Origin of the sequence: Pontiella agarivorans (genome assembly GCF_034531395.1) — a bacterium.
GTDB classification, from domain to species: domain Bacteria; phylum Verrucomicrobiota; class Kiritimatiellia; order Kiritimatiellales; family Pontiellaceae; genus Pontiella; species Pontiella agarivorans.
This window is the reverse complement of the sequence record NZ_JARVCO010000012.1, coordinates 296215-309936: the sequence shown is the minus strand read 5'-3', so window position 1 is coordinate 309936 and position 13722 is coordinate 296215. Positions and strand designations below refer to the sequence as shown.

9 protein-coding genes are annotated in these 13722 nt (G+C 52.9%); 5 read left to right on the top strand and 4 right to left on the bottom strand.

The genetic code is table 11. The features are described from left to right. The first annotated feature begins 14 nt into the window (after positions 1 to 14). From P9H32_RS14375 to P9H32_RS14365, 3 genes are all read left to right on the top strand, one after another. Positions 15 to 1121, top strand: coding sequence for a DegT/DnrJ/EryC1/StrS family aminotransferase (locus P9H32_RS14375; protein ID WP_322609604.1), 1107 nt, complete (start codon positions 15 to 17; stop codon positions 1119 to 1121). Continuing rightward, the gene (locus tag P9H32_RS14370) at positions 1118 to 1984 is read left to right on the top strand and encodes a sulfotransferase family protein (RefSeq protein ID WP_322609603.1); all 867 of its coding nucleotides are present in this window, start codon (positions 1118 to 1120) and stop codon (positions 1982 to 1984) included. Before P9H32_RS14375 ends, P9H32_RS14370 begins: the two co-directional genes overlap by 4 nt. 80 nt (positions 1985 to 2064) lie before the next feature. Then, entirely contained in the window at positions 2065 to 2877 is an 813-nt protein-coding gene (locus P9H32_RS14365; protein ID WP_322609602.1) for a class I SAM-dependent methyltransferase, read from the top strand. Here the strand turns inward: P9H32_RS14365 and P9H32_RS14360 are convergent. From P9H32_RS14360 to P9H32_RS14345, 4 genes are read right to left on the bottom strand one after another with little or no spacing between them, the layout of a single operon-like run. Next, positions 2858 to 5278, bottom strand: a complete 2421-nt coding sequence (locus P9H32_RS14360; protein ID WP_322609601.1) for a hypothetical protein — start codon at positions 5276 to 5278, stop codon at positions 2858 to 2860. The genes P9H32_RS14365 and P9H32_RS14360 overlap by 20 nt on opposite strands. Then, a complete protein-coding gene (locus tag P9H32_RS14355) occupies positions 5279 to 7279 on the bottom strand; it encodes a glycosyltransferase (protein WP_322609600.1) in 2001 nt (666 codons plus the stop codon). After that, positions 7276 to 8790 (bottom strand): hypothetical protein, encoded by a 1515-nt coding sequence (locus P9H32_RS14350; protein ID WP_322609599.1) that lies wholly within the window; start codon positions 8788 to 8790, stop codon positions 7276 to 7278. The genes P9H32_RS14355 and P9H32_RS14350 overlap by 4 nt, the downstream gene beginning before the upstream one ends. 3 nt (positions 8791 to 8793) lie before the next feature. Then, entirely contained in the window at positions 8794 to 9306 is a 513-nt protein-coding gene (locus P9H32_RS14345; protein WP_322609598.1) for a GtrA family protein, read from the bottom strand. 185 nt (positions 9307 to 9491) lie between these two features. Between P9H32_RS14345 and P9H32_RS14340 the strand changes: the two genes are divergently transcribed. Continuing rightward, positions 9492 to 12650 (top strand): protein O-mannosyl-transferase family, encoded by a 3159-nt coding sequence (locus P9H32_RS14340; RefSeq protein ID WP_322609597.1) that lies wholly within the window; start codon positions 9492 to 9494, stop codon positions 12648 to 12650. Next, positions 12647 to 13669, top strand: a complete 1023-nt coding sequence (locus P9H32_RS14335; protein WP_322609596.1) for a glycosyltransferase family 4 protein — start codon at positions 12647 to 12649, stop codon at positions 13667 to 13669. Before P9H32_RS14340 ends, P9H32_RS14335 begins: the two co-directional genes overlap by 4 nt. The last annotated feature ends 53 nt before the right edge of the window (positions 13670 to 13722 follow it).

The window sequence follows — 13722 nt, the reverse complement described above, 5'->3', positions numbered from 1 at the left end:
ACAACGGATATAAAATGAAGCCCATTGAAAATATGCTGCACGTCGGAGCTCCAAACATTGGAAGCCGCGATCGTTTCTTTGACCGGGCCAACGAAATGTTCGATCGACGCTGGCTGACGAATCGCGGCCAGCTTGTTCAGGAATTTGAACAGAAGGTGGCCGACTACCTTGGAGTGAAACACTGCATCTCCATGTGCAACGGAACCGTTGCACTGGAAATTGCCATCCGGGCACTGGAACTCAAGGGAGAAGTCATCATGCCTTCGCTCACGTTCATTGCCACCGCACACGCTCTTCAGTGGCAGGAAATCACACCGGTATTCTGCGATATTGATCGCGAAACCTACTGCATCGACCCCGCGGAAATCGAAAAACACATCACCCCCAGAACGTCAGCCATCATGGGCGTTCATCTTTACAGCCGGCCTTGCGATATTGAAGCCCTTCAACGCCTGGCCGACCGGCACGGCATCAAGCTGCTGTACGATGCCGCACATGCCTTCGGCTGCTCCCACAACGGCACAATGATCGGCAATTTCGGCGATTGTGAAGTCTTCAGCTTCCACGCCACCAAATTTTTCAACACCTTCGAAGGCGGCGCGGTGGTCACCAACAATGACGGACTCGCAGAACGAATCCGACTTATGCAGAACTTTGGTTTCAAAGGCATGGACAATGTCATCTATCTCGGCACCAATGGAAAACTGAGTGAAATCTGTGCGGCCATGGGCCTGGTCAATCTGGAGGAGATTGACGGTTTTCTGGAAACGAACCGGCGGAATTATGAAGCCTACCGCGCCGCTCTTGAACATAAAAACGGACTGCATCTGATTGATTTCAACGGTGCCGAAAAATGCAACCGGCAGTATATCGTCATCGAGGTAGACGAGACCTACCCTCTTTCCCGCGACGAACTGATGGAAAAACTGCATGCGAACAACATCCGAGCACGACGCTATTTCTGGCCGGGGTGTCATCGTATGCAGCCCTATGCCGCACTTCAGCCGAACGCCGGCATGATGCTTCCGATTACGGAAGAGGTTGCCGAACGTATTCTAGTACTCCCCACCGGCAGTGCCATACAGCCGGAAACCATCGAACAAATCACAGCACGCCTATGACCCCGTTTTTCATTATTGGAAACCCCCGCTCCGGAACCACTCTGCTCCGGCTCATGCTCGCCAGCCATCCCGATCTCCTGGTCACCCCGGAATGCGGTTTCGCCCTGTGGTTGGCCGGTGAATTTTCCAATCAGGACTGCACCAGCAAATCCGTACGCAAGGCATATGCCCAGCAGGTATGCAATTGCAGAAAATTCGACACGTGGGGGATTACCGCTGAAGCGCTTGAAAGTCACCTTCTAAAATCCACCGCCGGCAATTATGCTGAACTCGCGGCGGAGGTCTATCATTGCTACGGAAAGTTAATCGCGAAAAAAAAATATCTGCGATGGGGAGACAAAAATAACTTTTATCTGAACCAAATTGATCAGATTGCATCTCTTTACCCGAAGGCTCAGTTCATCCACATCATCCGCGATGGCCGGGATGTGGCCTGCTCATACAAGGAACTGCATAAGAAAAATATCACCAGCCGCTTCACCCCGGGCCTGCCCATTAAAACGGAAGATATAGCCAGGGAATGGCGACAGAACATCTTAACAATCCAGACGGGTCTGGGCAAACTCAGCCCCCATCTGGTCCTGGAACAGAAATTTGATTCACTGCTGAATAATCCATCACGCGACCTATCCCTGATCTGTGATTTTCTGGGAATTAAATACGATGACCAGATGCTCAATTATTATCTGCTGAACAAACAAAACCAGCTTGAACCCCGGGAGTTGCTCCCGTGGAAAGAAAAAACACTTCAGCGTCCCCAACGGGACCGATCCGGCCGGTATCATCAGGATTTGACAAAAAGTCAAATCCAGCGATTTGAGAAAATTGCAGGAGATATCTTATCGCATTACCATTTCCTCTGAAGAACGAGAGCATTGAATTATTCCCGGAAGAGCAATTGAAAAAAATCAGCGAAACCTCACAAAAAACGGCCTGTTAAAATATGGAAAACCTCCCGGCAAATAAACAATTTTACAACCGTGCAGGATCCGAAAACGGATTCTACTATCCCTCGAAAGAAGAAAAGCAAAACCATCCATATGCGGATTATCTGAGAGGTGCCATTGCCCGGCATCAATTGAAAAACCAAAAGGTCTTGGAGATCGGCTCCGGCATAGGAGCCTTTCAGGATTTCATTGCCGACTACACAGGCACAGATTTCTCTGAAACCGTGACCAGCAATTACCACAAGCCGTTTTTTTGTGCAGACGCAAAGACGCTGCCGTTTCCTGACAATACATTTGATGCCGTGTTTACCCACGCAGTCTTAGAGCACATTCCTGATCCGGAGAAGGCCTTGAAAGAAATGAGACGGGTCTTGAAATCAGGCGGAATCCTTTTATTGCATGCGGCCTGGCATGTTCCATGGTTTGCTTCCGAAGGATATACAGTCCGCCAATACGCGGAACTCCCCCCTGTTAAGAAAGTAAAAAAAGTCTGCGCTCACCTATGGAAGCATCCCCTTTCCAGAGCACTTGATATCGTAACATGCAGATTCATAATCTTGCTTCGGCATCTTCTATTCGGCTCACCAAAACTTCATTATAAAAAGCGCACCGCAAATTATGAAACATTTTGGTGCTCCGACTCTGATGCCTGCAACTCCATCGATCAGCTGGAAGCAGGGATCTGGTTCGTCAAACAAGGCGATGAGTGGATCGCACCGGGCAGCGCACTGAAAAAGTTTTTTATGGTTCGCGGGGAACTGGAACTCCGAATAAACAAAGACGATCCAGCTATTCAGAGCACCCTGTAAGCCGCTTCACCGTGACACCGAAAACAGCCGGAGCACACAATCCGACAGCGGCAGCAAGCGCCAAAAGCAGCCCGGCTATCTGCAGCACCGGGCCGGTTATATTTGCAGTACACCTGAATACAACCCCGTGAACACCGGCGGGAACATGTACGCCCATGGAGAGCGCATTAGCCCGGTACACCGGCACCTCTTTCCCGTCCACAAAAGCCTTCCACTGAGGCTGAAAACGCTGGGTAAAAAGCAGCACGGCGTCCTGCTTTGCTTCCACCTGCACCTCTACGGAACTGGTCTTCCATTTCACAGAAACCGGTTTAACAAACCCCTTTCCATCCGTTTGGGGAAGATCAGCATCAATCAGGACCTGTTCCATCAAATCATTTTGTTTAGAAAACAGCTCATCCATCATGCGTTCCGGCACCACCTGTTTCCAGCCGTTGAACAAAGCCAGCCGCGGCAAAGTCTTCTTCAGCTCCAGAATCACCTGATCCTGTGCACGCTCCGGACGGGCCATCGACTGAACCATCAGTTTCTGATCCGCTCCCATGCCGAAACGATAGAACATCACCGGTTTAAAGACATCGCCAGGCAGCTGGTTCACCGCACCAACCGGAGCCAATGCGTATTTAACCGAGGAGGACTGAAGCAGCGCGACAATATTTTTATTCGCACCACCCAGATAGTCTTTATATTCCTGACTCAGCCGCGGGGCCTGCCAGAACCAGAATCCGTTAATGCCGTGAAGCAGAAAATCAACCCCGATCCACCGGTTGTAAATCCCATTACGGTCAAAAGTAAATACCCGGTAATCCCCCTGATTTTCCTTCAGGTAATCAATCACCACATTACTGCGCCGCATCTCGGCAAGATCATCAGCCCGGAAATACGGTTTGGTGAGATAGAGCGAATCCACCACCGGAAAAAGACAGATCAGACCGCAACAGTAAATCCCCGGCTTTCTGCATCCTTTCGCTGCCAGCAACGCAAAAAGTCCGGCCGATACTGCGGCATAGAACGAACTGATCGCCATCCGTTTGACAATCAGCGGAGCCACTGCCCCCCAATCGGCCAGATTTTTTTCGAATCCCGATGCCCCCGCTTTCAGGACCAGAGCGCATAGCAGAAAACAACCGCTCAGCACCGCGGAAACTATCCACGCCCGCCGCCTCGCCGCCGCCGAGGCCAGTATGGTGTCGACGCCATATGCCGAAAGAATCCCCAGCACAACGCCGAGATTGTGAAGAAATTTAATGGGCGCCCGAATACTTCCAATCAGTGGAAGCTCAATGACCAGTCTGTACAATGGAGTGAATTTACCGAATGAAAGCACCAGCAAAAGTACCGCAACTCCCCACCAGAAAAGCAGCATTGCGCGTTCGGCCCTTTCCTCTTTCCATACGCCGAGACCCAGCAAAGCACTCAACGCCGCGATGAATGGAACAAGACCCAGATAAACATTATCCAGCCGGAAATTCCGGAACCCCTGTTGCGTTTCCGGCCACTCCGCCGACTGCCCGGTTTTTCCCCAGTAGGGCGCATCCGCATCACCGGTTTTCCAGCCCATAAAACCCGGTGCCAGCAAATCCGGAAACTCTTGCGGCGGCTGGCTCCACTGAGTAATAAAATTCCAGGTACTTTCCGAAGATTCGTTGACGGAAGAGGCCTGCACCACACTGGTTTTATAAGCCGAAAGTGCAGTTCCAACCGAAAGCATCAGGCCGATGACCGCAATCGGCAGCAGAGTCAGAATCCAGTCCATCGGTTTTCCGGAAGCCGTCTGCACCAGGCGGAATAGCGCATAAGGACCCAGCACTAATCCAAACAACAGTCCGATGTCCTGCTGGGAAAGCAGCATAAAACCCACAGCGGTTCCGCAAAGAACCGACCAGCAGAGACGCCGAACACCCTGTGTTTGAATACTTTTTTCAAGTAATACCAACGCCGCTGAAAAGAAACAGGCCGCAGCCAGTTTTCCATAGTGTCCGGCCGCAGCCAGCGTGGCCGACCCCAGCCAGAATGCAGATACCGATCCGAACAACGCAGCCCCCCAGCTTCGCCCACGCAGACGCAGGAAGAGCAGCAGAAAAAAGGAAGAAGCCACCAGAGTCAGCGGCGCAAAAAGATCGTTGAACAGAAAAGGCGGTATTACCGCCTGCAGAAATGCCTTCGGAGAAAAACGCGGTGCCCGTACATTGCCCTGAATGTATCCGCCATAACTCGAAGCAAACATCTCTCCCATCTGAGGACGGCCCGAAACAATATGGCCGATATTGGCATCGGATGCCGCGAAGGCCTTATCCGCCCCCCACGAACAGCGGAATACCACCGCGGCCAAAATCACCAGCAATCCCAGCGCAACCGCATAGCCCATCCAGTTTTTTTTAAAAAAAGCGGTATTCTTCACTTAAACGTCCTCTTCGGTCTTTTGTCGCAGAATCAGCCATGACGTTCCAATCAGACCCAGCAGATTGGCCAGCCCGGCAACAGCGATAATTTCAAATGTACTGTCATGAAAAAGCTGAACTCCGCCATAATAAAGCGCAGCTGCCGCCACTACAATCGCCGCGGCTTTGAAATACCGCTGGGCCAGCAACAGCGTGGTATTGATTCCCAGCAGCACCGCAATCCCCATCACCACCGCCATCCAGCGTGTCTGGGCAATCAAATCGGGCGAAGGTTCCAGAACCCGGAACAGAAACCGGTGCAGAAAATGTGGAAAAAACACACAGAATAAAAAGGAGCCCGTCAGGAAAAGCGCGGTATAGGCCACACCGCGCAGATAGATCTTTCGGTGCTCCTGCGTAAACTTACCGGCCGAGGAAACCTTTGGAAACATCGCCATGGTGATCGATGCCGTCATGAAAACCACCATACGGCCCAGCGTCGCCGCTTTGGCGAAATCGGTTTCCTCCGGCAGAAAATGCTTCACAAAAACCACATCTCCATTGAGCAGCAGAGCCATGCCGAACTGAATAAAAAAGCATTGAAACAGATACAGTCTGAAACTCGGAAGCGTTTCTCCATCGGCGGGAAAACGGTACACCAGCAACAGCATAACTGTCAGCGAAATCAGCAGATTGAGATAGGCCCCGCTCACATGCCCCAGCAGCGCCCAGCCGCAGGCGGGAAAAAGCAAAAGTACCAGCGCAGCTCCAATGGCCACACGTCCAATAGCCCCCGCAACAGAAGAAACCGCCAGCCAGCCGAACTGTTGCATACCCCGCATGGTTCCGCCGACAACAGGCGTCAGAAACAGAGCCGGCAAGGCCGCCGCCGAAACCACCACCGGAGCAACACGCTCCAGGTCGAAAAGCGCGGCAATCTGCCGGGCAAACACAATGCAGACGGCTGAACAGATAATCGAAGGAATGCCGCCGATCAGAATCCACTTGCGCGCCAGCCGTTTCACGCTCCCGGAACGGCCCTCATTCATCAGCAGACTGGTATAATGCGTCGTGGCCGTTGCCAGCGTTCCCAACGGCCGGGTCACAATGGCAAACAAGGACAGGAAGGTGGCAAGCAGCGCATAATCCACCGGCGAAAGCGCCCGCACAACCACCATTTGAAAAGTAACATTGCAGACGTTGGCAACCATCGACGCCATGAAGAGCATCATCGCATGGCAGAACAGAGAATCCTTTCGCAGAAACTCAACCAGCCTCGATAGAAAACGATCATAGATGTGCACGGTGCATTTCAGCGGGGAATAAAGCAACCGCATCCGAACCACGGCAAGGAACATATCCAACGAAGAATTAAAGAACCGCACCTTGGACCCCTCGACATCTTTCCAGACGGTGGGTTCCTCCGCGATACTGTACTGATTCCGTTTCAGTTGATAGAGCAGGTCCACATCAAATGCAAAACGGGTGATCCCGATATGCGGCAGAATGGATTTCCAAGCAGCGGAAGAAAAAACCTTCGCTCCGCACTGGGTATCCTTATATTTCAAACCGAGCAGTATTCGAATGATCCAGTTGAACGCGCGCGACGAAAACAGACGCATCGATTTTTGTGGAATCGTGACATCAGCCCCCTTGATCCAGCGAGATCCAATCACCCCGGCCCGGCCCTGCGACTTTTCATAAAGACGAAAAAATTCCTCGGGCGCTGTCGCTCCGTCGGCATCCACAAAACCGATGTAATCTCCTACAGCCTGCTTGACCCCGAGAATAACCGCGCCGCCTTTTCCAATGCGTTTGGATTCATCAACAACTCGGATATTTGAATTCCGGCGCGCAATATCCTGTGCAACCGAAGCCGTCGCGTCTTCACAGCCATTGGCCACAACAATAATTTCCGCATCATTGCCCATCTGCTGCTGGAAAAAAGATGCATAGGCTTCAAGTACCGGCGGAAGCCGCTTTTCCTCATTATGGGCCGGAATGACGATAGAAAACTTCATTCAGCCTCTCTCCGTTTGAGCATGATAAGCTCGGTATGCGCCTGTCCAAAATATGGAATTTTTTGGAGCAGATCAAAACGTGATTCCAGCACTGAGGAAAAAGATGCCCGCTCCGCCGGACTGATTTCAGTAATGGCCGGAGATTCAATGGCGAGGCCATAGCCGGAAAAGGCGGCAACGGGAGCTGTGGAGGTTTCCAGAGTTTGGAAAAGAAGGTCGCGATTGAGGAGGTGCATTTTTTCAGCCTGCTCAGTCGGCATATCGGGATAGTAGGAAAACGGACCCATTTCCATACCGCGCGGCACCGAGCGGTTGGCCTCAATCGCGAGATAGGTGTCCTGCGTGAGGAGCTCGGACCCCTCCGGCGAATGCTGTTTCACAATTTCCGCCGCATCGCGCAACAGCGCCAGATCGCTCTGCTCTTTAAACTGCCACCAGATCCGGTCGCGCCCCCGCACAAACCAATCCTGATTGATCGGCGATGAAAATGCGGCGGCGATCGATGCCAGCAATAAAAACGAGAGCGACGGGACAACCCATGGGTTTCCAATCCTTGGAAGAATCGTCAGCATCACGGCGGTGGCGAGAACCGGATAGGCAATCGCCTGATAATCGTCGTACGGAAACGCCGCAATGCCGTGAACCAGCGAAATACCGATGCCGCAGCACCAGAGCAGCGCAGCCGTCGGATTCCGCTGTTTTTCCAACGGCCGGAAAATCAGCGCGGCGAGCGTCAGCAGCGTAAAAATAAAATAGGCCTGCACAAAGCGGGAGATAAACCCAACCTTCAGCGTCAGAAGAGCCCCGAGTCCGCCCGGATCGCGCCCCGCGTGATAACCGAGCAAACCGAAATGCGCCTGTTCCGATGATTGGAAAAACGGTGGCGCATAAACGGCCAGCAGCATCACGCCTCCGCCGATGCCGAACCAGAGCCAGTCGAGCTTGCGCTCCGTCTGAAAAATCAGCCAGACGCCCGTAATGGGCAGTACGATGCCCGCCGAAAGCCGCGTCCCCGCCGCCAGCGCCAGCAGCGCACCGCCAACCACCAGCGCGGCTTTGTTCCGCAGCGTCAGCAGATAAAAACCCGCCATCAGAAAAAAAGCCGTCAATCCGTAGGTTTTAACGACCGTCGTGAAATAGCTCTGGTACACATTACCGGCAATCAGCAGCACGACCGCAATCAGTGCAACCCACCGCTTTTCCGACGTCCGGAAGGCCAGCAAGCCGGCAAACCCGGCGGCCAGCAGCCCGAATACCGTAGTAATCGCCCGTCCGCCGGCGACGCCGAATTTCCCAACGATTGGAAACAGCGCGGCATATACCTGCGGCAGCACCGGCCCCTGCGTGAAGGCAAAGTCGGCGTAGGGTTTATGCCCTTCGGAAACCATTTTCGCGGCATAAAGATACCAGCCCTCGTCCTGATTCAGGTTTCCGTGCTGCAGGTTCATACAGGAAAGAAGCAGTGCCAGCAGCACCGACAGACTTCCAAGGATTGGAACTGCTTTTCCCATTATTCAGCCCTTGAATACAAATTTCTTGCGCATGGTGAAGTTTGTCATCATAGCACAGGTGAAAACAAAAAAGTAAGCCCAGGTGACCTGCCAGTCGTAACGGGCAATCAGAAACCGGCTCAGTAAGGTAAAGAAAACAAAAGAAGTCGTGGAGAGTACGTAGAACATGACCACCTCCTTGAACTTCTGATGCCGACCGTCATTAAATACAAAAAGAACGTTGGTAATGTATGCCACCGTATTCGACGAAAGAAACGCCACGATTTTGTTGATCACAAAATTCCGGAGAAGAATATCCTCCGGAACAATACGGATCTGACCGCCCAGCACACCAATGATCATACCGAATGGATCGCCTTCCCGAAGACTTGGCAGAACGATCCAGGCCATTAGATAAAAAACCCCTACATCCACAACGAAGGTAAGGCCGCCGCAAATGAGGTATTTGAAGAACTGAGCATGGATGCTTTCCTTGTTCTGCAGGAAAGAGCTCAAACTGGATAGTAGATTCGCCATAGATAAAAATTTCAATGAGAGTATGCAAAAGCACACCGCTATTGCGAGTGTTTTATCCCCTGCGAAGTATTAAAATACCGGTGATATGGGGCCGAAATGAGCCCCTCACCGCACCGGATGCAAACTTGACCTTAAAACTCATTACTCTATCTTATGGGTTCATTTTGCAAAATGAGAGGTATGCTTTGAGTTCTGAAAAGTTTTTCCGCAAGTCCGACTGGGTTGCCTGCTGGGTTACCTTCGCTGTTTCATTGTTCGTCTACACGCTGACGCTGCAGCCCACATTGGGGCTGGAAGACTCCGGCGAACTGATTGTGGCCTCCGATTATCTCGGCGTACCCCACCCCCCCGGTTATCCGATCTGGACCCTGCTGACCTGGTTTTTTCAGTGGGTCTTTCATTCCGTCACCTTCCACGGTCAGCCCAATCCGGCCTGGGCCGTCAACTGGTTCTCGGCGGTTTCCGGAGCCGGTGCCTGTGGTGTTATCGGACTCCTGATCAGCCGTTCGGGCATGGATCTGCTGCGTAGCTTGCACCGGGAATCCCGTATTCTTGGCGAAAACACCGAACGCCTTTTCTGCACCGCCGCCGGTATCTGCGGCGGCCTGCTGCTGGCTTTTGGTCAAGGCATGTGGTCGCAGTCCGTGATTGCGGAAGTCTATTCGCTGAACATTTTCTTTCAGTCGCTGCTGCTGATCTTCCTCTACCGCTGGATCCGCGAACCCGGTAATACAAAATGGCTCATGCTCTGCGCCTTCGCTTTCGGCCTCGGCATCACCAACCACCAGACTCTCATGTTCATGGGACTGGCCCTTGCTGTGGCGGTCGTATTCAACGAACTGGAAATTTTCCACAAAAAACATCTCGGCTTCACGCTGGGCGCATTTGCCGGCGTAGTGGTTTCGCTGGTCGGAATCTACTTCGGCAACCTGTTTCTGCAGGTGATCGGAATTGCATGCTGCATCATCTCGAGCCTGCTCATTCGCGAAAAGTTTCTCGTCCGCGATTTCATCATCACGGGCTCGATGTACATCCTGCTGGTCGGATTCAATAAAATGGCGGCCGGAAATCCGGAACTGGCTGATTACATGTGGGTTTCCGGCCCGGAACATGCCGGTTTCTGGATCTGGACGATCTATGCCCTCGCCATACCGCTGATCGCCACTTTCGTACTGCCCAACGGTAAAGTGGTCGGCCCAACTTTTCTCGTCATGTTCATCGGCCTCGGCTTCTACTTTTATATGGCCTTTTCGTCAGACCAGAATCCGCCGATCAACTGGGGCTATCCGCGCACATGGCAGGGCTTCATGCATGCCATCACCCGCGGGCAGTATGAGCGGGTCAAACTCGCCCACGTTTTCACCCCTCGTTTCCTTGAACAGGTCGGCACCTATTTAATGGATCTTCGCTCTCAGTTCCTCTGGCCAATCGCCATTCTGGCCATTGTCCCCTTTGGCTTTATCTGGAAAACCGGGAAACGCAATATCGGCTGGTTTGTAACCACATTAACCGCCTTCCTCTCCGTCGGGCTGGTCTTCATGATTCTGCAGAACCCGAAAACCGACATCCAGAGCCTCTTCATTGGCCGCGTACAGTACATTCAGTCGCATGCCATCTATGTAATCTGGCTGGGCTACGGGATCCTGTTTCTCATGGCCTCGCTTGAAGCTCTGGTGAAAAACAACCCGTACACCAAAATCGTGGGCATCGCCGCTGTACTGCTGCTGCCGTTCACCCTCGTTCACAAAAACTATTACAACAAAACTCAGCAGAAAGTGGTCGGCGGATCTGAGCAAAACGGCCACGATTTCGGCTGGCAGTTCGGTAACTGGCAACTCCGCGGCGTCGAAGGCATTAAAGACGACATGAAATACTGGTACGGCGAGGATACCGAGGAATTCAAAAAGCAATGGGCCGCCTACCCCAACAAAAACTACCCGGAACCAATGGGTCCCAATGCCATCTTCTTCGGCGGAACCGACCCCGGACGATTTGTCCCCACCTACATGATCTATTCCGCCAAAGTGCGCCCGGACGTCTATCTCATCACTCAGAATGCCCTGGCCGACAACACCTACATGAACGTCATGCGCGACCTCTACGGCGACCAGATCTGGATCCCCTCGCCGGTCGACTCCAACCGTGCATTCCAGATGTATGTACAGGGCGTGCAGAACGGCACGATCAATGCCGGCGCTGACGTAAAAACCGAAGGCGGAAAAGTACAGGTTCAGGGCGTAGCCGGTGTGATGCAGATCAACGGATTCCTTTCCAAAATGATTTTCGACCACAACCAGTACATCACCGAAACAAAAACCGACGAAGAAACCCGGCCCGTCGGTGCCGCAGTCGTACATGAAGATCCGGTGCACGATCCGCAGACCGGCCTGCCGCCTCTGCGCTCATTCTACGTCGAAGAAAGCTATGTCCTGCCCTGGATGTATCCCTATCTCACTCCGCACGGCCTGATCATGAAGATCAACAATAAACGAACCCCGCTGAGCGCCGAGATCATCAAAAACGATACCGATTTCTGGAACTGGTACTGCGAACGGCTGCTGAACGATGAAAAATTCATCCGCGATATTGTCGCCCGCAAATCATTCTCCAAACTTCGCAGTGCCATTGCCGGGCTCTATGCCGCACGCGGAAAACCCAAAGAGGCCGAAGCCGCATTCCGTCAGGCGGTTGACCTTTATGATCTCAGTCCGGAAGCCAACTTCCGTCTGGCCGATCTGATCTCCAAACAGGGCCGCTATGACGAAGCCATCAAAATATTTGACATTTTCCTGGAGAAAGATCCGAAAAACGACAAAGCCGAAGCCTTCCTGAACAACTTGAAAAACATGAAGAAAATGGGCACCCGCCGGGCTGAACTTCAAGCCGGTTTAAAAACCGGAAAAATCACCTTCCCGGAAATGATGGAGCTCGTTCAGATTCATTACGCCATGAACAGTTCCCGAGCCGGCGAGGCTCTGGTGCGCAACATGTTGAATTCCCCCAACCTACCCCCAGAAGGGATGATGAGCATTGCCCAGTTCATGGCCCAGAAACGGCAGCTCCCTCTCGTCGAACTTGCCCTCAAAAAATATACCGCCGCCCGCCCGAAAGATGCTCAGGGCTGGATTAACCTTGCCGGTCTGCAGCTGGCCCTGAATAAACGCGGCGAAACGTGGCCCTCGTTGCGCAAAGCGGTCGAAGCCGGCGGCGAACCCGCCCGCAATGCCCTCCGCAAAGACAAACGCTTCGATGCGGTCCGGAATACCACCGAGTTCAAAAAAATAGTACCGCCTCTTCAAACCGCAAGCCCCCTGGGCCTGGCTCCCATTCCCGGCCTCCAATGAACATTCTGGTTTATGACGACAACCCCGACTTCGGCGGCCATCAGATTATGGCCGCCCGAGGTATCGAGGCTCTCGTCGAAACCCCGGGGCTGCATATCAGCCTGATGTGCAACCCGAAAAACCGGAAACTCATCCGGATTCTGGAACATCTGAAACACCTCACAATCCTGGAAGCCGATGCAACCCGTATCCAGACCCTGGAACCGGATCGTGTGCTTGTGATTCAGGGCGACATCGCGCAGTCCACCGCCGGCCTATGTGCCGCGCGCGACGCCGATATCGAATGCCTGAGTTATATCGCCATTCCCCATCGGCTTGCAGAAATGGGAGCCAAAATGGGAAAACTTCGGGACATTAAAAACCGACCGCTTTTCCGGAAACCCGACCGCTTTATCACCATCTCCGAAAGCATGGCCGAACGATTACGCGAACGCGGTGCCTGCCAGCCGGTCACCATCGTTCAAAACGGCATTCCCGCCCCGCCCATACCCCGCCTCACCATACACGACACCAAGTTCACCATCGGCATAATCGGCCGCATTGAATTTTCGCAGAAACAGCAGGATTTTTTTGTCCGCACCTTCCGCAGACATCCCTCTCTCTTTAGCGACTGCAGAGTACTTTTCATCGGCAGTGGGCCGGATGAGGAGAATCTAAAAAAACTGATCAAAGGCGACCATACGTTTGCCCACCTGCCCTGGCAGAAAAGTATGGAAGAGACCTACGAAGTACTCGACATGCTCGTGATCCCCTCGCGCTACGAAGGGGTCCCGCTCGTCATGCTCGAAGCTCTCGCCCGGGGAATCCCCGTCATTGGAAGCCGCCGCGACGGCATGCAGGACATCCTGCCCTCAGACTGGACCTTCACCCCCGAAGATGCCGCCTCACTCGCCACCACCTTTTCCAGCGCACGCCAAAACTGGCAACACAAAATCGCAGACCTCCAGAACCGCATTCTAGAAGAACATTCTCTGGAGCACTTCAACACCAACTTTGTGAATGCTGTAACACAGAAATAGCGAAGCTATTTATACGTTATCACTCGCAGCCCGGTTTCCCGTCAAAAAATCCG